Genomic DNA, 20,347 nt, shown 5'->3' with positions numbered 1-20,347 from the left:
TAGTCGACGTCTAGTCGACGTCACTGGTCCCGAACTGATTGTTCAGCCGCCACTCCCCATTCACGATGACCGGGTAGGTCATCCAAGACAAGTACTCGTGTAGTTCGTCGTACGGCACCGAGTAGACGTCCGTCTGGGCGGGGACGACGTACGCGTCCGTCACCGAATCGAGCGTGACGTTCGCCTGCGACCCGAGCGGGTTGTAGTTCGTCGGGTACACGTCGAACCGAACGTCGCGCTCCACCCGGCCCTCGCCGAAGACCTCGCACACGAGCGGATTCCCGCCCGTGCTCTGTACCATGTCCACGGAGCCGTCGCCAACGATGACGTACTGCTGGCCGATCGTCGACGCGTTCGAGACGATGTCCGTCGCGGATCGAAGTGCGAACCCGAGGTTCAGGAGGTGCGCGAACATCCGTCCGATCTCGATGGCGTAATCGTTCACGACGTCGCCGAGCGTGCCCACGCCACCGAACGCGCCTCGTTCGACGAGCGCCATCGCTTGCGTGTGGGACTGACAGGCGTTCAGAAGGAACGTCTGGACGCTCACGCTCTCTAACTCGCGGACGTCGAGCTTTCCGTCGATGCACCGGAGGCCGTCTCGTTCGGCGTGCCCGATGTAGTGCAGGAAGTCGACGTCTGCCTCGACGAGGAACGTCTCGAGTGCGTCCGTGGACAGTCCGAACCGCGTCGTGACGTCGTAGGGGAGTTCGTCCCGGTCGCCGTACGCCGACTCGAGGGACGCCTGCTCGTCGAGCATGTGCGGGTCGTTACAGATGACGGCGATGTCGATGGAGCCGCCGCGTTCCGCGCGGTCGAGCTGGTTCTCGAACGCGGCCATCGTCGGCATCGACGCGCCCTGCGGGATGTGGTCGCCGAACCACGCGTGCTCGAGGGACTCTCCGGTGTCGTCCGGTTCGACGAACGTCAACTCGGCCCCGCCGTCGTCGTCACCGTTCGCGTCGCTCGTCGTGCGCGTCACCTCCGTTCCACGCGCTTCCCGGACGACGCCCATCTCGTCGGCGACGAACGGCAGGAACGTCGCCGCGTCTGACTTCCCGGGGACGTGTGCCGTCAGCGGCCACCTCGGGAGGTGTGGCTCGACGACGTCGTACGGCACCTGCGCGTACCGCCGTACGCGCTCGCCGAGCGAGCAGTCGTAGGTCTCCGCGAGGTCGAACGGCAGGTCGTCCTCGAGCATCCGCCGTTCGTGGAGTTCCACGGGGAACAGACCGACGGTGCGGACGACGCAGTCGAGGAGGAACTGCTGTTTGAGCGTGCGTGCGACGTGGTCCTCGAACGCGTCGCCGGTCCCCAGTTCGAGTGTGAACCCGTCGTCGGTGACGATGCGGCCCGTGTCCCCGAACCTGACGTCGGCGGCGAGGTAGTACGAGAGCGGCGCGACGGCGAGCACGTGCCGGTAGGACTCTGGCACCTCGATCGTGACGTCCGAGGGTGTCGGTTCGACCTGCGAGGGCACGCGGAACTCGTCGCCGAGTTCGACCAGTGGTGGATGTCCCCGGAGCGTCGGGAACGACCGCTCGGGGGAGGTCGTCTTCAGGGCGGAGGAGAACAGCGAGATGGCGTCGGCGAGCCCGCGCTCGTCTGGCGTCGTGACGATGGTGCCAGTCGGTCGTTCGTGGGTCGTTCGGGCGCCGACGTGTACGTGTTGTCGGCCCTGGAATGCGATCGCGAAGTTGTCGATGCCCTGTTCTATCGTGAACGGGGCGTGCGCGCGAACGTATACCTTGATCGGGCTGTGGATACCGATCTCGTAGGGGCCGCCGTCGCGCATCTCGATGCGGGATTCGGTCTGGAGTTCCGAGATGACCTCGCCGTCGGCGTCGTGGACGTGCACGTCCTCGCGCTGCTCGAACCGGAGTTCGCTGGTCTCGATCTCGACGGCGGCGTCCACGGGGAACCGGAAGTCGTCGGTCGCGGACGCGATCGGGCCGACCGGTTCGGGTGTGTCGATGCGGAGATGTCGCTGCTCCACGGGGTCGGTTATCTCGAGCCCGGGAGGCGTCGTCGTCGCCCGGAAGTCTATCTCCATGCTACACCCACCGCTTGCTGCCTTCCCGTTTCGAGGCCGCGAGGATAAAACGCTCGGGGGGTGTCAGGGGTCTGTCCACTGCGAGCGCGCTCGGTGTCGGCGGTCGTCGCGAGCGTGTCGGGCTCGCGGTGCGGGGTCAGGTGGTGGTGTGGAGCGCCGCGAACAGCCGGGGTGGGAACCGTGGCGTGACGGCGCTCGACCCGTCGTCCTCGGGCGTTCTGGCCAGCAGTCCGACGGTCGCGAGCTCGTAGAGGAATCGCGTGACCGTGCTCTCCGTGAGGTCGGTTCGGTCGGCGATGGCGGCCGCGGCCGCGGGAAGGGCTGGGGCGTCGTCCTCGAGTGCGACGAGCGTCGCGAGGACGCGCTGGCGGTTCCGGGGTTCGGCGAGTGCGCGTGCGACCGACACGGAGTCCGTCGGGAAGGCGGCGACGGCGGCCGCGACGTGGTGAGCGTGGACGCGCGCGGCGTCGTCCGCGTCGGCGCGCGTCGCGGCGCCGTACAGGAGCGCGAGCGCGTCGTGGGCGTTCCCGTCCGCGTGCCGGGCGATCGTGCGGGCGGTCTCGTGGTCGAGCGCGTTCGGCGCGAGGCCGGGGGACGCGCGCTCCGTGACGACTTCGACGAGCGTGTGCGTCCGGTACGGTTCGAACCGGACCGTGGACGTGGGGGGCGTCCCGGGGGCGAGCTGGTGCGCGTCGAGCGGTTCGCGGGTGACGTACCACGGGACGATCGCGGTGTCGTCGGCGAGCGACGCGACGACGCCGACGTCGAGCGTCTCGGGTTCGTCGACGTGGTCGACGGCGACGACGACCGCGTCGTGCCGGTCGACGACGTCGAGGAGTCGCTCGCCGAGTGCGTCGGTGCTCACGCCGCCCTCGGGGACGGAGTCCTCGCCGAGTGCGGCCAGCAGGTGTCGGTACGCCTGGAACTCGCTGTCGGCGTGCCGGCCGTCGACGCGGACGAACCGGACGTCGGTCGGCTGGCGCGCGCGCGTTGCGGTGCCGATCGCCTGGTCGCGATGCCAGAACGCGGCGTCGAGCGACTCGAACAGCGCGTCGACGACGGCGGTCTTCCCGACGCCCGGTGGGCCCCAGACCGCGGTCGGCTCGGGGACGCCGTCGTCGAAGACGACGTCGAGCGCGTCGAGTAACTGCTCGACGAGCGGGCCGCGACCGACCGGTTCGTCGGGGTGCGTGACGGGCGCGAGCGCGACCGGGTCGACGACGACGCCGCTCCCGGCGGTGGTCTGTCGTCGACGACGCGCGATCCTGTCGCGGAGATTCACTCGAACGCACCCACGTTACGACGCCTCGTCTGGCCCGTCGACCAGGACTGCTTCGAGTACCTCCAGGGGGTGTTCGATCTCGTAGCCGGTGCCGTGCTCCATCTGCATCGCGCACGTCGGGCACTCCGTCATGCCCGTCGTCGCGTCCGCGGCCGCCATGTGCTCGAACATCTCGTCCCCGATCTTCATCGACGTGTCGTAGTGCTCCGTCTTCCACCCGTACGTACCGGAGATTCCCGAGCACGAGTCGCCAACGTCCTCGGCGTCGACGCCGTCGACCCGGGAGAGCAACTCGACGGTCTGGCCGTCCAGCCCTTGGTTGCGGGCGTGACAGGGCGCGTGGTACGCGAACGAGTCGACGCCGACGTCGCTCGCGGTCACGTCCGCGGCCGCGAGTTCGCCGTCGAGGTCCTCGTTGATGCGGAGGTACTCGACGGCGTCGTACGTGTTCGCCGCCACCTTCGCAGTCCCGGGGATGGAGAATAGCTCGGGGTACTCTTGGCGGAGCGCCATCGAGCAGCTCGTGCACGAGCAGACGACGTCGACGCCGTCCTCGACGAGTTCGGCGAAGTTCTCGACGTTCACTCGCGCCGCTCTGCGGGCGTCCTCGAGCATGCCGTTCGCGAACATCGGCGTGCCCGAGCAGCGCTGGTCGGGGACGAGGACGGCGTACCCGAAGGACTCGTAGACGGCCACGAGCGCCTTCGCGACCGCGGGCGTGTTGTGGTTCGCGTAGTCGCCGTGGAAGTACGCGACGCGCTTGTCGGCGTCCGGGGGGTCGTCGCGCTCGCGGCGCGCGCGACGGGCGTTCTCGACGCTCGCGGCTTCGCCGCCGCGCTCGGCGTACCACTCGCGGAACGTCTCCGTCGCGAACGCGGGGAACTCGCGCTCGGCCGTGATCCCGAGGAGTCTCTCGTTGAGCGTCTGGACGAGCGAGTTCCCCAGCACGGCGTTCGTGAGTCGCGGGAACGTCGACCCGAGTCGCGCCATCGTCCCGTAGTTCGCGAGCAAGCGATTCCGCCAGTACGTCGCGCTCGTCTTGCTCACTTGCTCGTCGACGTACTGCGCGCGAGCGGTGTTGTGCATCTGACTCAGCGGGACGTCGCTCGGGCACGCGCTGTCACAGCGCATGCAGTTCGAGCACTTCGAGATCGAGTCGTCGACGTCGTGGTCCTCGCTGCGCTTGAGCCGCCACTGCTCGGGCCCCTGGAACTTCGGGCCGGGGAACGCCTCGTCGACCTCGGCGACGGGACAGGTCGTGTCGCACGTCGAGCACTTGTAGCAGTCGTCCGCGCCCGGCCGGAGGTCGGCGTCCTCCGCCTCGGGGAACACCTGGACGGGCTCGAACTCGCCGTCGTCGACGGCGGCCCCACCGTCGGTCGCGCGGTCGTTCCCACCGTCGGTCGCGGGGTCGGTCCAGTCGGCACCAGAACCGCGCCCGCCGGCCGCGCGGTTGGTGCCGTCGGCCGTAGAACCGTCGGCGTGCTGTGCGGCGTCGTCGTGTGGCTGATTGTCGTCGGTCATCGGTCTGCGCTCGCGTCGGTCGGCGTGGTGTCGGTGGTCGTCGTCGATTCCGCGGCGGCGGTTCGGCCGGCGGCGTAGCCCGTGGCGAGGCTCACGCCGCTCGCGGACTTCTCGGCGGCCGCGTCGTAGCCGCCGACGACGCCGCCGGCGGCGAGCACGTTCTCGTAGAGCGGGGTCCCGTCGTCGTCGAGCACGCGGCCGTCGGCGTCGATGCGGACGCCGAACCGGGCGAACGCGTGCGGGCCGAACGGGTCCGCGTCCGACCACGCGTAGCGGTCCGCGGGGTGGTCGACGGGACAGTCGAACACTGGTTCGTAGACGGCGTCGCGCTCGGAGTCGATGCCGCCGCCGACGAGGCCGCCGGTCGCGAGCACCACCGCTCGCGGTTCGAACGGGGCGCGCGACCCGTTCCGGTCGGCGTACACGGTCCCGATCCGGTCGCCGTCGACGTCGAAATCGATTATGGGAACGCCCGTCGTGACGGCGACGCCGGCCTCCCGGAGCGCGTCGCGGAGCCGGTACCGGAGGCGGAGCCCTGGGAGGCTCGGCGGCGCGGGCGGCAGTTCGAACACGGCCGCGTCGAAGTGCCCGGCGAGCGCCTCGCGCACCTGTCGGGGGCGGTCGCGGCCGAGGACCGCCGGGAACCCGACGCGCTCGACGCTCGCCGGATCGAAGCCGTCGCCATCGGAGCCGTCGCCATCGGAGCCGTCGCCGCCGGAGCCGTCGTCATCGGAGCCGTCGCCGCCGGAGCCGTCGCCGCCGGAGCCGCCTTCGTCGAGGCCATTCGCCGCGCGCTTGACGCGGTCGGCGAGTCGACGCCGCGCCTCCGCTTCGTCGGCGTCCAGCGCGTGCGCGAGCCGCGTCGCCTGGTCGGTGCCGTCGAGATCGCCGGGGAACGCGACCGTGACGCCCGCGACGTCGAACGGCACGTCGACCGCGCGGAGATGGGCAGCGATCCGGTCCGCGTCGACGTCCGCGTCGCCCTCGAACCCGACGAGGAGCATCGCGCCCTCGTCGCTCGCCAGTCCGGGCGCGACGCTCGCCGGGTAGCGCGCGGTCGGCTTCACCGTCCCGCCGACGGTCGGCACGAGCGCGTTCCGGTCCGTGTGCGATCCCCGGTACAGGTCGCCCACGGCGTCGTCGAAGACCCCGAGGCCGCCCCGGAGCGCGTCCGCGCCCACGACCCGGTACGGGTGCGACTCGGGGAGGGCCTCCACGGCCGCGAACGGATTCGGCGCCGGGTACTGGCCGGAATCCCCGCCCTCGCCTTCGTGCGGCGTCGGGTACCCGAGGACGTCGACGAGCCCGCTCGCCTGCTGGAGCGTGCTCTCCGAGTCGGTGACGACGCGGACGCTCGCGCCCGCGTCGCTCGCCGCGAGCGCCGCAATCATCCCCGCGAGGCCGCCGCCGACGACGAGCACGTCGTCGCGGATCGCCACGAGTCAGGCACCCCCGTCGTCGCTGGCGCGACGGCCGTCGTCGCCGGAGCGGCCGCCGTCGCCGACGGTGCCGTCGTCGAACGCGGCGAAGTCGACGTCGACGGGCGGCGGCGCCGACCCGGTCGCGTCGTCGCCGGGCGCGGAACCGTCCGCGCCCGTGGGGTGTCGGCCCGCCGGGTCGTGGTCGCGGTTCATCGTCGTCGCGTGCAGGAACGCGTTCAGCGCGGCTTGCGAGAGCTGTTCGCCCCAGAGCGCGTGCCGGTGGCCCTTCCAGCGCTCGTCGAGCAGTTCGTCCCACGCCGCGCGCGTCGTGTCCTCCGGGTACGTCGCCCCGAGGACGTTCGCCAATCGATGACAGCACAGCCCGCCCTGGCAGTTCCCCATCGACGCCCGCGTGCGGATGCGGACCGCGTTCAGGTCGCTGCCGGACTGCGCGATGGCGTCGCTGACTTCCGCGCGCGTCACCGCCTCGCAGTCGCAGACGACCGGGTTCGGGCCGTCGACGGACAGGACGTCCTCGGCGCGCGACCCGAGGCGCTGCCCGGAGCGGCGCGCGATGGGGGACTTCAGCCCGTAGTCGTCCATCGCCGCGTCCAACCGGGCGGGGTGCTCGCTCCCGGGGAGTGCCTCGTCGGCGGTCGAACAGGACGCGCGGACGCCGAGTTGGTCGCAGACGTGGTCGCTGATCTCCTCGGCCATCATCCGGTACGTCGTGAACTTCCCGCCGACGATGCTCGACATCCCCCGGAGGCCGTCCCGTTCCTCGTGGTCGAGCAGGAAGTAGTCGCGCGTGATGTCCGTCGGGTCCGTGCTCCCGACCTCGGGCGGTTCGTAGAGCGGTCGGACGCCCCAGAACGACCGGATCGTCCTGGCTTCGGAGAGGATCGGGACGAGCTCGGCGAGTTCGTCGATGACGAGGTCGACCTCCCAGCCCTCCTCGGGGTACTCGGCGGGATCCGCGACCTCCTCGTCGGTCGTTCCCAGTATCGCCGTGGTCTCGTGCGGGACGAGGATGTCCGCGTCGCCCTTCGGCCGACAGCGGTTCACGACGGTGTCGACCTGCCGGACGTTCATCACCGTCATCACGCCCTTCGACGGTCGAACCTCGACGTCGACGCCCGCCATCGCGCCGACCTGGCCCGCCCACGCGCCCGTGGCGTTCACGACGTACTCGGCGGTGATCTCCTCGCGCTCGCCGGGGACGCCGTGGACGCGGTTCCCCGTGCCGGCCCGGTGTTCGACCGCGACGCCGACGACGTCCCCGCGGTCCTCGTCCGAACCGCCGTCGGCCGTGCTCGCCGGGGAGTCGGTTCCGCCTTCGACGAGGACGTCGACGACCTCGGCGTGCGTCTCGATGCGCGCACCGTGGTTCTCGGCGTCGACCGCGTTCGCGACCACGAGCCGGAAGGGGTCGACGGCGCCGTCGGGGACCGCGATGGCCTTCTCGACGTCCCGGGCGAGATAGGGCTCGACCTCGCGGGCCTCGCGGCCGGTGAGGACCTCCGTCGGAATGTTACACTCGCGACAGCCCGCGAGCTTCTCCTGGAAGTACGATTCGTCGTCCTCGGGGCGCTTGACGAACAGTCCGCCGGTCTCCTCGACGCAGTGACTCGCGATCTCCCGGAGGACGCGGTTCTCCTCGATGCACTCGCTCGCGCTCGCCTGGTCGGAGACCGCGTACCGACCGCCCGAGTGCAAGAGACCGTGCATGCGTCCCGTCGTCCCGTGCGTGAGGTTGCCCTGTTCGACGAGGGTGACGTCGACCCCGCGGCGCGCCAGGTCGCGCGCCACGCCCGCGCCGGTCGATCCACCCCCGAGCACGAGGACGTCGGTATCGCGTGCCATCAGTTCACTCGGACCTCGTCCCCTCGCCACTTGGCTTTATCGTCGACGAACGACCTCCAGTAACTACCGGGATCGTTGCCATGCTTTCGACAGCGACGCGAACTCACTGTTCCTCCCTCTAGTGGCCGCTTAGAGTAGAATTACTGGATGGAACTCACCTAGAGCGGACGAACTGGCTGTGCGTGGGTACATCTATCACAGTACGGGTTGGGCAACGTTTATCACGATAGTCTCGGTTGTTTACGCTCGACACGGCACCGCCAGTAACGAGGCGCTGGTTCGTCTACGGACCGGTACGCGGAGGCATGGGACAGCGCCGTGGCCCACAGGGACACAACGATGACGGACACCACCTACGTAGGCGCCATCGACCAGGGAACGACCGGGACGCGGTTCATCGTCTTCGATCACTCCGGCCAGATCGCCGCGAACGCCTACACGAAGCACGAACAGCACTACCCCGAACCCGGCTGGGTCGAGCACGACCCCATGGAGATCTGGGAGAACACCAAAGTCGTCGTCCGCGACGCGCTCGACGACGCCGGCATCGGCGCCGACCAGCTCGCCGGCCTGGGAATCACGAACCAGCGAGAGACCACGCTCCTCTGGGACGCCGACACCGGCAAACCCGTCCACAACGCCCTCGTCTGGCAGGACCGCCGCACCACCGACCGCGTCGAAGCGCTCCAGGACGCGGGCAAGGTCGAGGCGATCCGCGAGAAGACCGGGCTCGAGGCGGACGCGTACTTCTCCGCGACGAAGGCCGAATGGCTGCTGGACAACGCCGACCCCATCAAGATGGAGCGCACGCGCCCGGACGACGTCCGGCAGCGCGCGAGCCGTGGCGACGTCCTTTTCGGCACCATCGACACGTGGCTCGTCTGGAAGCTCACCGGGAACCACGTCACGGACGTCACGAACGCCTCGCGGACGATGCTGTACGACATCCGGAAGACCGAGTGGGACGACGACCTCCTCGCCGAGTTCGACGTCCCCCGGGAGACCCTCCCCGAGGTCCGCCCGTCGAGCGACGACGACTACTACGGGTACACCGACGCCGACGGCTTCCTCGACGCCGAAGTCCCCGTCGCTGCCGCGCTCGGCGACCAGCAGGCCGCGCTCTTCGGGCAGACGTGCTTCGACGAGGGCGACGCGAAGAACACGTACGGCACCGGGTCGTTCTTCCTCATGAACACCGGCGAGGAAGCCGTGCGGTCCGACCACGGTCTCCTCACCACGATCGGGTTCCAACGCTCGGGCGAGCCCGTCCAGTACGCGCTCGAGGGCGCGATCTTCGCCACGGGCGCCGCCATCGAGTGGCTCGAGGACGTCGGCTTCGTCGACGACCCCGCCGAGACCGCCGAACTCGCGCGGCGCGTCGACTCCACGGACGGCGTGTACGTCGTCCCCGCGTTCACCGGACTCGGCGCGCCACATTGGGATCAGCGCGCTCGCGGCACCATCGTCGGCATGACTCGCGGCACGCGGAAGGAACACGTCGTGAAGGCGACGCTCGAATCCATCGCGTACCAGACCCGCGACGTCGCCGAAGCGATGGAGGCCGACTCCGGGATCGAGATGACGACGCTCCGCGTCGACGGCGGCGCCGTGAAGAACAACTACCTCTGCCAGCTCCAATCGGACATCATCGGAAGCGAGATCGTACGGCCCGAGGTCGACGAGACGACCGCGCTCGGCGCCGCGTACGCCGCCGGGCTCGCCGTCGGCTACTGGGACACCGTCGACGAACTCCGCGAGAACTGGCAGGTCGACCGCGAGTTCCAGCCCGCGATGCAGCCCGACGAAGCGGACGCGAAGTACGCGCGCTGGGACGACGCCGTCGACCGCTCGCTCGACTGGGCCGTCGACGACGGCGGTAGCTGAGCGAGGAGGCGCTGATCCACGTCACGTCCGCGGCCCTCCTCCGGCCGACGGAGTCCCGCGCGGATCGGTTCTGAAAGAGTTACCCGTCCACGGTCCGCAGCGTACGCCATGCTGCCAACGCCACCACGGCGCGGTGGAGGGACCGCATGAGTGGCCTTCCGCCGCTCGCCCTCGACATCGACGGGACGCTCACGCGACCGAGCGGGCACGGCGTCGACCCGCGCGTGTTCGATCCCGTCCGGGACTGGCCCGAACCCGTCGTGCTCGCCACCGGGAAGGCGTTCCCGTACCCGATCGCGCTCTCGGACTTCCTCGACGTCCCGCACCTCGTCGTCGCCGAGAACGGCGGCGTCGTCGTCGCCGGCGACGACGTCCACGTCCACGACGCCGGCGCGCGCATCGACGCCATCGCGGAGGCGTTCCGGGAACGCGGCGGCGACCTCGGCTGGGGCGACGCCGACCTCGTCAACCGCTGGCGCGAGACCGAACTCGCCGTCCGCCGGGACGCCCCCGCCGACCTCCTCCGCGACCTCGCCGACGAGTACGACCTCGCGTTCGTCGACACCGGCTACGCGTACCACGTCAAACCCCGCGAGGTCTCGAAGGGCAAGGCACTCGACCGCGTCGCCGCGCACCTCGACCTGGCACCCGAGGACTTCGTCGCCGTCGGCGACAGCGAGAACGACGTCTCGACGTTCGAACGCGTCGACCACAGTTACGCCGTCGCGAACGCCGACGAGAAGGCGAAAGCCGCCGCCACCGTCGTCCTCGACGACGCACACGCCGACGGTACGCTCGCCGCACTCGATGACATTCGAGCGAACGACGCGTAGTCCACGCGAACCCGGAACCACGACCGCGATCGGGGTCGGCGCGAGTGCAATCAGGCGATCGCGACGCCGTTTCGTGCGAGGAAGTCGCTCACGTCCTTGATGACGACCGGCGACCCGACGAGTCGACAGCGCTCGTCGTCGACGGGTGCGATCGAGACCATGAATCGGTCCTCGACGTCGGCCTCCAGGTCGGCGAGCGTCTCGCGCTCCAGGACGATCTGCGTGCTGTCGCGGAGTTGCGCCGGGTCGGGCATCTTCGAACTAACGGTGATGGCCATCAAGTATTAACGTGGCGAAACTCTCACGAGGCCGTCACGAGTTCGCACGACACGACCCCGCACGGCCACCGGGCCAGCGACGCCACCGCTCGCCCACGGACTCGCCCGGCGTCCCTACCCCAGGACTCGTGGTCTCCGCCGGTCTCCGGGACTGCGCTCGGGGGGACCGCGGCGAGTGAACAGGTTTTTCGGTTCCGCCAGCCGAGTCTCGATAACGATGGGGCTCGAAGACGAGATCGACGAGATCGAGGAGGAGATCCGGAATACGCCCTACAACAAGTCCACCGAGGCCCACATCGGTCGCCTGAAAGCGAAGCTCGCCGAGAAGAAGGAGAAGCTCGAGAACCAGTCGTCCGCCGGCGGCGGCGGCGGGTACGCCGTCGAGAAGCACGGGGACGCCAGCGTCGCCCTCGTCGGGTTCCCGAGCGTCGGCAAGTCCACGCTCGTCAACGCCCTCACGAACGCCGACAGCGAGGTCGGGTCCTACGAGTTCACGACGCTGAACGTCAACCCCGGGATGCTCGAGTACAACGGCGCCGACATCCAGATCCTCGACGTCCCCGGCCTTATCGAAGGTGCTGCGGGCGGCCGTGGCGGCGGGAAGGAGGTGCTGTCGGTCGTCCGGAGCGCCGACCTCATCGTCTTCGTCCTCTCGCCGTTCGAGATCGAGCAGTACCAGCGACTGCGCAAGGAACTGTACGACATCAAGATCCGCGTCGACCAGGAGCCCCCGAACGTCACCATCCGGAAGAAGCACAAGGACGGCATCCGCGTCACAAGCGCCGCCGACCAGGGGCTCGACGAGAAGACGATCACGGACGTCCTCCGCGAGCACGGGTACGTGAACGCGGACGTGAACCTCGGCGAGGCGCTCGACATCGACCGGCTCGTCGACGGCATCATGGACAACCGCGTCTACCTCCCCTCGATCACGATCGTCAACAAGGCCGACCTCATCGACCCCGACTACAAGGACACCGTGTTCGAGAACCTCCGCGAGCACGACCTCGATCCCGACGAAGTCACCTTCATCTCGGCGGAAGCCGAGAAGGGCCTGGACGCGTTCAAGGAACGCATCTGGGACGAACTCGGCCTCATCCGCGTCTACATGGACAAGCCCAATCGCGGCGTCGACTGGGACGAGCCGCTCGTCGTCCCCGAGGGATCGAGTATCGCCGACGCCCTCTCGAAGCTCGGCGGGGACTTCGAGGAGCGGTTCCGGTTCGCGCGCATCCGCGGGCCGAGCGCGAAGCACGACGGCCAGCAGGTCGGCGACGAGCACGTGCTCGAGGACGAGGACGTCATGAAGCTCGTCCTCCGGAAGTAGCGCTCGCCGACTCGACTTCGCCGGCCGAACTCGACTTCGCCGTCCGGTATCGTCTTGGGGCCGCCCGACCAAGCCACGGGCATGACGTACACGCTCGATCACGCGATGATGCGCGTCGAGGACCTCGAGGCGTCCATGGACTGGTACGCGACGCACCTCGAGTACGAGGAGAAGGGTCGCTGGGCGGCCGACACGTTCACGAACGTCTACCTCGGCCCCGAGGACCAGGGCGAGGACGCGGCCGTGCTCGAACTCACGTACAACCACGACGACCGCTCGTACGAGAGGGGTGACGCGTGGGGCCATATCGCAGTACGCGTCGAGGACGTGTTCGAGGCGTACGAGGAACTCATGGACGCGGGCGTCGAGGACTACCGCGACCCCGAGTCCTGCGGTGGGAGTTACGCGTTCGTGAAGGACCCGGACGGGCACGAGGTCGAGCTCGTCGAGCGCGACTACGGCGCGCGCTGGAGCCTCGATCACACGATGCTGCGCGTGGAGGACGCGGACGAGGCGATCGGGTTCTGGACGCGGAAGTTCGAGTACGAGCACACGGGCCGCTGGGAGAGCGACACGTTCGCGAACTACTTCCTGAAGCCCGAGGACGCGAGCGAGGAGGCGATGGCGGTCGAGTTGACGTACAACTACGACGGCCGCACGTACGACCTCGGCGACGCGTGGGGGCACGTGTGCGTGCGCGTAGACGACCTCCACGAGGCCTGGGACGAACTGATGGTTCGCGAGGCAGAGGACTACCGCGACCCCGAGTCCTGCGACGACATGTTCGCGTTCACCACGGACCCCGACGGCCACGAGATCGAACTCCTGAATCCCGCGGACGCACCCGGCGAGTAAGCTGCGGCCGGTTCGAGTCGCTTCTCTGGTCAAACGACTCCGGGGTTCCGTCGAACCTCGTCGACTCTCGCCGGTTTTGGTCGAAATCCATCGATTCACGCCAGTCAAGGGGCTGTCGACGACGGTACTTGCCGGTCACTCGGCGGTCTCTGGAGATGGGTTCGTTAGCCGGAACTGGCCAGGAGCCGGTCAGGTGGTGTTCACTCGCGACCGGGTTCCTTCGTCAGGTTTCGACGCACCGAACCATTCGTTTATATACCGCTCAGTGGGGTCGGGGTGCCGACCGACGAGGATCGGAACCGTGAGAAACCGGCACACAGAGCGTGTGTGAGGCCATCACACGAAACCCGATTCACCACAAGACATTTATAACAATGGGTCGTGCCTTTCTGTTGTACCCCTACCCATGGTGACAGTAGCGAGTATCGGTGCGCCCCGCAGGTCTCGGGCGACATCGAGAAAAGCTGGTGTTGCCGCCGAAGCGAAACAATAACACATGACAGAAGAAAACAACAAACTCCGCGCGCTGATCCTTTCAGTGCTCATGGTCACGTCTGTGTTCGCAGGCACCGTCGCCCTCGCGGGCACGGCTGCCGCCGCGAACAACGCGTCCATTAGCCTGAACACTCAGACGACGGAGGGCGAAACAACGACGTATACTACGGATGCAAACTTAGAATTGGACGATGACCAAACACTTCAGTACATCGAGGTCGACCTCGGTGATGCTGACGTCTCCGGTGTCGGTCCGGGAGACATTACTGTGACGACCACTGCAGACACCGATACCACGGCGTCTGACTTCAACGTCGTTCAGAACGATAGTGGGGTCGTCCGCATTGAGCTCGCCGACTCCCACGACAGTCTCTCCGACGGGAGTAACGTTCAGGTTGAACTCTCGAACGTTGTCAACCCGTCTGGTGGCGACCACAGCTACGAGGTTAACCTCCACGATACGTCCGGCTTCAGCGCGTCCGCGTTCGACAGCTGGAGTGGTACGTACAACACCCAGTACGCCTCTGGCTCCACCGTCTCCGGTGGCGACGTGGTCTTCCAGGGTCAGACCGCTACGTTCAGCGGATTCGACAATGACGCGACGGTTACCCTGCGTGAGAACACGTCTGACGACGGTTCGACGTACCGCAACGAGTACGAGGCCGACAGCACTGGTCAGGTTGAGTTCGACACGTCGGACTACGAGGGCGCCTTCGTCCTCCGCGGTCCGAATAACGAGGTCGGATTCGAGATCGTCGAGCAGACGCTCTCCACCAACCTCGATCCCAGCACGGTCGCTAACTCCGGTGTCGACGACACCGAGACGACCCTCGAGATCGACTCGAACCGCGCAGACAACTTCAACGCGTACGTTCTCTCCGAGAACCTCACGGACGACGAACTGCTGGCAATCTTCGACACGTCCACCACGGGATCCAGCGATGCAGACATCGACCAGGACGGTGACGCCAACGACGACGACGGTATCGTCGTGACCGACCTCACCCGTAACGACAACAACGAAGCAACCCTCAACTTCACTGACGTGGAAGCAGGCCCCAAGGACATCTCGTTCCTTGTCACGGACACGACGGCGTCCGACGAGGCCTCCGTCAACGTCAACGCGCCTGCTGAGGGCTCCGCAGCATTCGTTTCGCAGGCACTCTCCGACGAGCGCGGTGACATCGTCACCGTCAACGTCTCGATCACTGGCGACACGGACCGGGCAACCGTCAACTTCGGTGGCCCCGACGTTCGCTACACGGAGAGCGCAACCGTCGTTGACGACGACGACGACGGCTACGTCGAGTTCTACTGGAACACGCGGCTGGCCGGTACGGGTAGCTCGAACACCTTCCAGCTCCCGTCCGGTAGCGACGACCAGATCGCTAGCACCTCGCTCAGCTCGCAGTTCAGTGGTTCGAGTCAGTCTCTCGGCGCTGCCGAGTACCCCGTGAACGCCACGGTCGGCGGTGAAGAGACTGGCGTCGCAACCATCGTCATCAACAACCCGAGTAACGTCGAGCGCTCCATCACCTCGTGGACCGCACCTGAGGGCAAGAACGCTCTCAGCCCGGACTCCGACGACTACTTCGCGGACCACATCACCCAGGATAGCACCGTCGCGATCGAGGACGAGCTCGTCCTCGAGATCCAGACGGCTGGTATCTACGGTGACCTCGTCCCCAGTGCATCGTCTGACGTTGTCACCACGGGACCGTTCGACCAGATCAACGGTGCACAGCTGAACATCACGCAGACGGCTGACTCGACGCCTGCAAACACGCCGTCCGCAACGATCAACACGAGCAACAAGACCGCGCTCCTCTCGCCCAGCGACAACACGCTGTACATGTTCGTCGACACGGGCACGGACAACTTCTCGGTCTCCGACCGCAACCCGCGCCAGACGTTCAACGTCAACATGACGTTCATGAAGTCCTGGGCGTACGGGAACAGTCAGAGCTCGACGGTCTCGCAGGTCTCCGTCATCCAGCGTACGGGTGACATCGACGGCGCAGAGCCGAACTCGGAAGACCCGCTGACCGTCTCGCAGTCCGACTCCGCGGAGGTCACGGGGACGTCCTCTGTGGCGTCCGGCACGAACCTCACGGTGACTGCCCGCTCGTCCAGCGGTCAGAACCCGTTCCTCCGCCAGGGCACGGCCACGGTCCAGTCCGACGGCACGTGGACGACCACGCTCGACGTCTCGGACATCCCTGAGGGTACCAACTTCTCGGTCAGCCTCAAGGACGGATCGAACACGCTCGAAGCCGTTGACGCCCAGATCGGCGGTGCGTCCGACCTCCAGCTCGCGTCGCTCGACGCGCCGGAGACGGCCGCCCCCGGTTCGAACATCACCGTGACCGCCACGGTCGAGAACACGGGCGACTCCTCGGGCGAGACCGAGGTCGCGTACCAGTTCGACGGTGAGACGGTCGAAACGCAGAACGTCTCCGTCGACGCTGGTTCCACGGCCGAGGTCACGTTCGACTACACGGTTCCGGACTCCACCGGTGACTTCACGCACGGTGTGACGGTCGGTAACAACTCGGCTGTTACGGCCTCCATCACGGTGCAGGACGACGAAGGCACCACGACGACGGAGCCGACGACGACGGAGCCGACGGACGAGCCGACGACGACGGAGCCGACGGACGAGCCGACGACGACGGAGCCGACGGACGAGCCGACGACGTCGGAGCCCGAGGAAACCACCACTGAAGACAGCGGTGGTCAGCCCGGCTTCGGTGTCGCCGTTGCGCTCGTCGCACTCCTCGCGGCTGCGCTCCTCGCGACCCGTCGCGACAACTAACGCTCGCTAACCAACCGAGTTCTACTCGGTCTTCACGTTCGATTTTTCTTCGCGCGCTACGTCGACAGCGACGGCACTCCGCGCTCGGGTCTGCGGGAGTGCGTGGCCGACCGTGGCGTGCGATGCGAGTCTCCGACTGTCGACCGCCTTCCTCGTCCTTTCCAGCCGATGTTGGTGGTCGCGCTCGGGGTACTCGCGCGATCCGCCGGCGTCCTTCGCGGGTGTGCTCGCGACCGCTCACGGTCGTTCGCGGTCGCGTGCGCTCCCGCGCCAGAGCCGGTGGCTGTGGACTCGCTTCCTATCGGCTATCGGACTCTCGAGAAACCCGTCGCTGCAGTCGCGCCAGCGGAGCCGGTTCAGGCGACGTCCAGCTGGTCGCGTGGGGCGTCGGCGAGCGCTTCGAGGGCGTCGGCTTCGAGGAGGTGGCAGTCGCCGGGTATGACGAGGAGATGGAGTGGGTCGCCGAAGTCGCGGTCGGCGAGGTTCTGAAGGGTGTCCGCTTGGACGAGTGGGGTGGGGCTGCCGGCGCGGGCGACGACGACCGCGACGGTGTCGGGGTGGTGGGCGGCGAGTCGGCTGGCGGCGTGGTCGGCGGTCATGTACTCGTCGCCGTCGCGTTCGTCGGCGCCGGCGGTGTCGTCGCCGACCTTGATGTCGAGGAAGACGAGGGTGTGGAGGCCGCGCGCGCGGTTGTCCGTGATGGTGTCGAGGACGCTGTCGGGGACGTCGCTGCCGGCGTGCGCGTACTCGAAGGGGAGCGTGGTGGCTTTCCCGAACCGGTAGTTCTGGAGGCCGGTGAGGGAGGCGGCGGCGGTTTCGGCGGTGACGCCGTGGACGACGCGGGTGTCGATGCCGCGGTCGTGTGCGCGCAGTCGGAGGTCGGTGTGCGTGGTGGCGATCATGGTGTCGCCGGCGGTGCAGAACGCGACGGAGTCGCGTTCGGCGGCGTCGAGGACGCGTTCGGGGTGTTGTTCGACGTCGGCGCGTTCGAGCACTTCGATCTCGACGTCGTGGTGACGTTCGAGGTCGTCGACGGTCGCGCCGAGGAGTCTGCTCGTGTAGAATTCGACGTACGCGCGGTCGGCGTCCCGGAGGGCCGTTCGGCCCTCGACGGTGATCGAGCGTTCGTCGTAGAGGCCGAGTCCGATGAACGTGAGCATACCGACTGCTAGGCGTCGTCCGCGTTGAAGCCGTCGGTCCGCAATGGGTTCGATGCTCGCGGTCGGCTCCGTTCAGTCCCACCTCAGCAACGGCACTGTGGCCTCTCCCTCCCCAGCCGACGACTCGCTCGCCGTGCTCGCTCGTCGACCCTCGCGCGGTATCGACGCGACTGGCTCACCGCCGTTCGCCGGGCGCGACACCGCGCGCCCAGCAGGTCGTCGAACGCGCCGCGTTGCCAGCAATCGGGCCGGTCGAGCGCGCGCCGACGGCGCGCGCTTCGAGCAGGGGGCGGGCGGGGCGTGGTGCGGTGCGGTCGCTGTCGCGGGGACGGGCTGTGAGGTGGGACTGAAAGGGGCGCCGGAGATTTCTGGGCCGGTGACGGGGTGTCGGTGGCGTCGTCCGGGCGAGCGCGCTGGGGCGCTCTGGCTGGTACCGTGCGGGTCAGGTTCGTCAGGTTGAGGGTCGCGCGGCCCTCGAGTCGGGATATGGACGTGCCGTGCGTGCGCGCTGATCGGGCGGCGGGCGAGGAGACGCGGCGAGCGCTCGCTGCGGCGGACGCACTCGCGGCGGATCGCGAGATCGTCGTGGAGGACGATGTCATCTACATTCCCGTCGACGACGCGGACGCGGTTCCGTCGTCGTTCGAGGTGGTGCGTCGGGAGGTGCCCGAGCGGGAGACGCAGTCGACGCCGGCGGACGTGCTCGGGTTCGAGCCGAGTTACGAGCGCCTCGGTGACGTCGTGATAGTGGACGAGGACGACGACGAGCGTGCCAGGGAGCTCGCTGCGGGGATCGTCGAGTCGGACCTGCCGGTGGAGACCGTCCTGAATCGTGCGTCGAAGGTCCAGGGCGAGCTGCGCGTGCGCGAGTGGGACGTGCTCGTGGGCGAGTCGACGGAGACGACGCACCGCGAGTACGGCTGCGAGTACCGACTGGACCTCGCCGAGGTGTACTTCTCGCCGCGGCTCGCGACCGAGCGCCATCGCGTCTCGAGCCAGGTCGAGGCGGGCGAGTGCGTGTTCGACATGTTCGCGGGCGTGGGCCCGTTCGTGATCCCGGCGGCGAAGCGGGGCGCGACGGCGGTCGGCGTGGACCTGAATCCGATCGCGGTCCGGTACATGCGCGAGAACGCCGACCGCAACGGGGTCGCGGACGCGGTGACGGCAGTCGAGGGGGACGTCCGCGACGTAGTCGCGGGCGAGTACGCGGACTGGGCGGATCGGATCGTGATGAATCTCCCGCATAGCGCGGACGAGTCCCTCGACGCCGCAGTCGCCGCGGCGGGCGAGGAGTGCGTGATTCACTTCTACGACATCCAGCACGAGGACGACCCGTTCGGGCCCGGCGAGCGCGCGATCCGCGACGCGGCCGGGGACGCGTACGACGTCGTGGTGGAGAACCGCCACGAGGTGCGGTCGTACGCGCCTCACGAGGTCAACGTCTGCCTCGACGTTCGCCTCGTCTCCGGGTGACACGCCCGCGTCGATTCGCAACCCTTATTGGGGTTATCGCTCCTACGATTGAGTGCAGACAGACGCCGTCTGCCGGTGTAGCTCAGAGGTAGAGCGATTCCTTCGTAAGGAATAGGCCGAGGGTTCAAATCCCTCCACCGGCTTGCTATTCTGCTCCGTCGATCGTTCCTATTGGACGGTAGCGGTGCCGTTGCTGGCTGGTTCGTGAGTGTATGGGTGCGCGGTGTGGTCAGTACTCCCAGTACTGGTGGTCGGCGATGCTGATTCGGATGGGGACGTTGTCGTCCCAGGCGTCGGGTGAGGCGTCGTAGCGGTCGTTGATGCGGTCGTGGATCTGGTCGGCGTGGCCGGGGTCGTTGACAACGTGGGCGGTACCGTGGATGGTGAGGCCCCACTTGGCGTGGCCGTCGTCGTCTTCCTGGAGGGAGAGCGCGACGCGGGGGTTGGCCTGGACGTCGCGGAGTTTCCGGCCGGTGATGGTGGCTTCGACGTGGTCGTCGTGGTAGGTGAACCAGATGGGCGCGCAGTGGGGGGTGTCGTCGTGGCTGGTGGCGAGGTGCGCGATGCGCGGGCGGTCGGTGAGGTGGGCGACGGCGGCGTCTGGGAGGTCCGATGCCATGTCGCTGGTTGGGACTGGCGGCGTTTAGGTCGTGCGCCGGCGTTGGCGAGGGCGAACGCTGGTCGGTCGGTGGGTGGGTGTCGTGCGAGAACGAGTCGTGGCGAGCGTGCGGGAATCGAGCCGGCGTCGTCCGCCGTTGGTGGGTGTCGTGCGAGCGTTATTCCATGAGGTACCGGGCGCCGTTGACGACGAGGAGGATGGCGCTGATGATGAAGCTCATGAAGATGAGGGAGGCGATCATCCCGAACAGCACCTGGCCGAATCGGCCGCCGAGCCACCCCATCGTCGCGTTCGAGGTGATGATGAGCGCGAGCAGCCCGAAGCAGATCAGGACGAAGACCGCGAGCGGACGGATCCACGTGTTCTGGTCGAGGAACCCTTCCTCGTACTGCTCCCGCTTCGTCTGCTGGGATTGCGTACTCATAGCGAATGTTACTCACACCGAACGTGATAAGTGATGTGGAA

At 68.0% G+C, this 20,347-nt stretch carries 16 protein-coding genes, 1 tRNA gene and 1 pseudogene; 8 read left to right on the top strand and 10 right to left on the bottom strand.

Annotation, left to right across the window (positions count from 1 at the left end; genetic code table 11):
* Positions 1-10 precede the first annotated feature (10 nt).
* The 5 genes from G9C85_RS05460 to glpA all read right to left on the bottom strand — a co-directional run bounded on the left by G9C85_RS05460 (position 11) and on the right by glpA (position 8,143).
* Positions 11-2,053, bottom strand: coding sequence for a hypothetical protein (locus G9C85_RS05460; RefSeq protein WP_166037669.1), 2,043 nt, complete (start codon positions 2,051-2,053; stop codon positions 11-13).
* Positions 2,054-2,189: 136 nt separating this feature from the next.
* Positions 2,190-3,335, bottom strand: coding sequence for an AAA family ATPase (locus G9C85_RS19210; RefSeq protein WP_166037667.1), 1,146 nt, complete (start codon positions 3,333-3,335; stop codon positions 2,190-2,192).
* A 15-nt stretch (positions 3,336-3,350) separates the two neighbouring features.
* Positions 3,351-4,859, bottom strand: a complete 1,509-nt coding sequence (locus tag G9C85_RS05450) for an anaerobic glycerol-3-phosphate dehydrogenase subunit C (RefSeq protein WP_166037665.1) — start codon at positions 4,857-4,859, stop codon at positions 3,351-3,353.
* Positions 4,856-6,298, bottom strand: coding sequence for a glycerol-3-phosphate dehydrogenase subunit GlpB (gene glpB, locus G9C85_RS05445; RefSeq protein ID WP_166037663.1), 1,443 nt, complete (start codon positions 6,296-6,298; stop codon positions 4,856-4,858). Before glpB ends, G9C85_RS05450 begins: the two co-directional genes overlap by 4 nt.
* A 3-nt stretch (positions 6,299-6,301) precedes the next feature.
* Complete coding sequence (gene glpA / locus G9C85_RS05440; protein ID WP_166037662.1) at positions 6,302-8,143, bottom strand: anaerobic glycerol-3-phosphate dehydrogenase subunit GlpA; 1,842 nt, start codon at positions 8,141-8,143, stop codon at positions 6,302-6,304.
* A 339-nt stretch (positions 8,144-8,482) separates the two neighbouring features.
* On the opposite strand from glpA, the gene glpK reads away from it, so the two are divergent.
* Together glpK and G9C85_RS05430 are read left to right on the top strand one after the other, a co-directional pair.
* Entirely contained in the window at positions 8,483-10,027 is a 1,545-nt protein-coding gene (gene glpK, locus G9C85_RS05435) for a glycerol kinase GlpK (protein ID WP_166037660.1), read from the top strand.
* Between the two features lie 146 nt (positions 10,028-10,173).
* The gene (locus G9C85_RS05430; RefSeq protein WP_166037658.1) at positions 10,174-10,860 is read left to right on the top strand and encodes an HAD-IIB family hydrolase; all 687 of its coding nucleotides are present in this window, start codon (positions 10,174-10,176) and stop codon (positions 10,858-10,860) included.
* 50 nt (positions 10,861-10,910) lie between these two features.
* Here G9C85_RS05430 and G9C85_RS05425 read toward each other — a convergent pair whose 3' ends face one another.
* Positions 10,911-11,114 (bottom strand): hypothetical protein, encoded by a 204-nt coding sequence (locus G9C85_RS05425; protein WP_166038951.1) that lies wholly within the window; start codon positions 11,112-11,114, stop codon positions 10,911-10,913.
* A 241-nt stretch (positions 11,115-11,355) separates the two neighbouring features.
* Here G9C85_RS05425 and G9C85_RS05420 point away from each other — a divergent pair, with 241 nt between their 5' ends.
* The 3 genes and pseudogenes from G9C85_RS05420 to G9C85_RS19205 all read left to right on the top strand — a co-directional run.
* A complete protein-coding gene (locus G9C85_RS05420; protein WP_166037656.1) occupies positions 11,356-12,465 on the top strand; it encodes a GTP-binding protein in 1,110 nt (369 codons plus the stop codon).
* Between the two features lie 81 nt (positions 12,466-12,546).
* Entirely contained in the window at positions 12,547-13,320 is a 774-nt protein-coding gene (locus tag G9C85_RS05415; protein ID WP_166037654.1) for a VOC family protein, read from the top strand.
* 496 nt (positions 13,321-13,816) lie between these two features.
* Positions 13,817-13,912: pseudogene (locus tag G9C85_RS19205) on the top strand (surface glycoprotein); the annotation flags it as partial.
* Positions 13,913-13,993: 81 nt separating this feature from the next.
* Here the strand turns inward: G9C85_RS19205 and G9C85_RS18800 are convergent.
* A complete protein-coding gene (locus tag G9C85_RS18800; protein WP_240148780.1) occupies positions 13,994-14,272 on the bottom strand; it encodes a hypothetical protein in 279 nt (92 codons plus the stop codon).
* 93 nt (positions 14,273-14,365) lie between these two features.
* Between G9C85_RS18800 and G9C85_RS19200 the strand changes: the two genes are divergently transcribed.
* The gene (locus G9C85_RS19200; protein ID WP_369680782.1) at positions 14,366-16,630 is read left to right on the top strand and encodes a BGTF surface domain-containing protein; all 2,265 of its coding nucleotides are present in this window, start codon (positions 14,366-14,368) and stop codon (positions 16,628-16,630) included.
* 356 nt (positions 16,631-16,986) lie between these two features.
* Here G9C85_RS19200 and dph5 read toward each other — a convergent pair whose 3' ends face one another.
* The gene (gene dph5 / locus G9C85_RS05405; RefSeq protein ID WP_166037650.1) at positions 16,987-17,790 is read right to left on the bottom strand and encodes a diphthine synthase; all 804 of its coding nucleotides are present in this window, start codon (positions 17,788-17,790) and stop codon (positions 16,987-16,989) included.
* 486 nt (positions 17,791-18,276) lie between these two features.
* On the opposite strand from dph5, the gene G9C85_RS05400 reads away from it, so the two are divergent.
* Together G9C85_RS05400 and G9C85_RS05395 are read left to right on the top strand one after the other, a co-directional pair.
* Positions 18,277-19,263 carry a class I SAM-dependent methyltransferase family protein gene (locus G9C85_RS05400; protein ID WP_166037648.1) on the top strand — a complete coding sequence of 329 codons (987 nt, stop codon included), beginning with the start codon at positions 18,277-18,279 and terminating at the stop codon, positions 19,261-19,263.
* A 71-nt stretch (positions 19,264-19,334) separates the two neighbouring features.
* A tRNA-Thr gene (locus G9C85_RS05395) sits at positions 19,335-19,406 on the top strand.
* 86 nt (positions 19,407-19,492) lie between these two features.
* On the opposite strand, the gene G9C85_RS05390 is transcribed toward G9C85_RS05395, so the two are convergent.
* On the bottom strand, positions 19,493-19,882 hold the full coding sequence (locus G9C85_RS05390; RefSeq protein ID WP_166037646.1) for a pyridoxamine 5'-phosphate oxidase family protein: 390 nt from the start codon (positions 19,880-19,882) through the stop codon (positions 19,493-19,495).
* 157 nt (positions 19,883-20,039) lie between these two features.
* Positions 20,040-20,306 carry a hypothetical protein gene (locus G9C85_RS05385; RefSeq protein WP_166037645.1) on the bottom strand — a complete coding sequence of 89 codons (267 nt, stop codon included), beginning with the start codon at positions 20,304-20,306 and terminating at the stop codon, positions 20,040-20,042.
* Positions 20,307-20,347: the final 41 nt, after the last annotated feature.

Source organism: Halorubellus sp. JP-L1 (assembly GCF_011440375.1).
Taxonomy (GTDB): domain Archaea; phylum Halobacteriota; class Halobacteria; order Halobacteriales; family Natrialbaceae; genus Halorubellus.
This window is presented reverse-complemented; position numbering and strand designations above follow the sequence as displayed.

Bases quoted from the DNA above. Each gene is read 5' to 3' on its own strand.
- glpK (WP_166037660.1), top strand. From the start codon at position 8,483: ATGACGGACACCACCTACGTAGGCGCCATCGACCAGGGAACGACCGGG.
- G9C85_RS05385 (WP_166037645.1), bottom strand. From the start codon at position 20,306: ATGAGTACGCAATCCCAGCAGACGAAGCGGGAGCAGTACGAGGAAGGG.
- G9C85_RS05390 (WP_166037646.1), bottom strand. From the start codon at position 19,882: ATGGCATCGGACCTCCCAGACGCCGCCGTCGCCCACCTCACCGACCGC.
- G9C85_RS05420 (WP_166037656.1), top strand. From the start codon at position 11,356: ATGGGGCTCGAAGACGAGATCGACGAGATCGAGGAGGAGATCCGGAAT.
- G9C85_RS05450 (WP_166037665.1), bottom strand. From the start codon at position 4,859: ATGACCGACGACAATCAGCCACACGACGACGCCGCACAGCACGCCGAC.
- G9C85_RS05415 (WP_166037654.1), top strand. From the start codon at position 12,547: ATGACGTACACGCTCGATCACGCGATGATGCGCGTCGAGGACCTCGAG.
- G9C85_RS05430 (WP_166037658.1), top strand. From the start codon at position 10,174: ATGAGTGGCCTTCCGCCGCTCGCCCTCGACATCGACGGGACGCTCACG.
- G9C85_RS05400 (WP_166037648.1), top strand. From the start codon at position 18,277: ATGGACGTGCCGTGCGTGCGCGCTGATCGGGCGGCGGGCGAGGAGACG.
- dph5 (WP_166037650.1), bottom strand. From the start codon at position 17,790: ATGCTCACGTTCATCGGACTCGGCCTCTACGACGAACGCTCGATCACC.
- G9C85_RS05425 (WP_166038951.1), bottom strand. From the start codon at position 11,114: ATGCCCGACCCGGCGCAACTCCGCGACAGCACGCAGATCGTCCTGGAG.
- glpA (WP_166037662.1), bottom strand. From the start codon at position 8,143: ATGGCACGCGATACCGACGTCCTCGTGCTCGGGGGTGGATCGACCGGC.
- G9C85_RS05460 (WP_166037669.1), bottom strand. From the start codon at position 2,053: ATGGAGATAGACTTCCGGGCGACGACGACGCCTCCCGGGCTCGAGATA.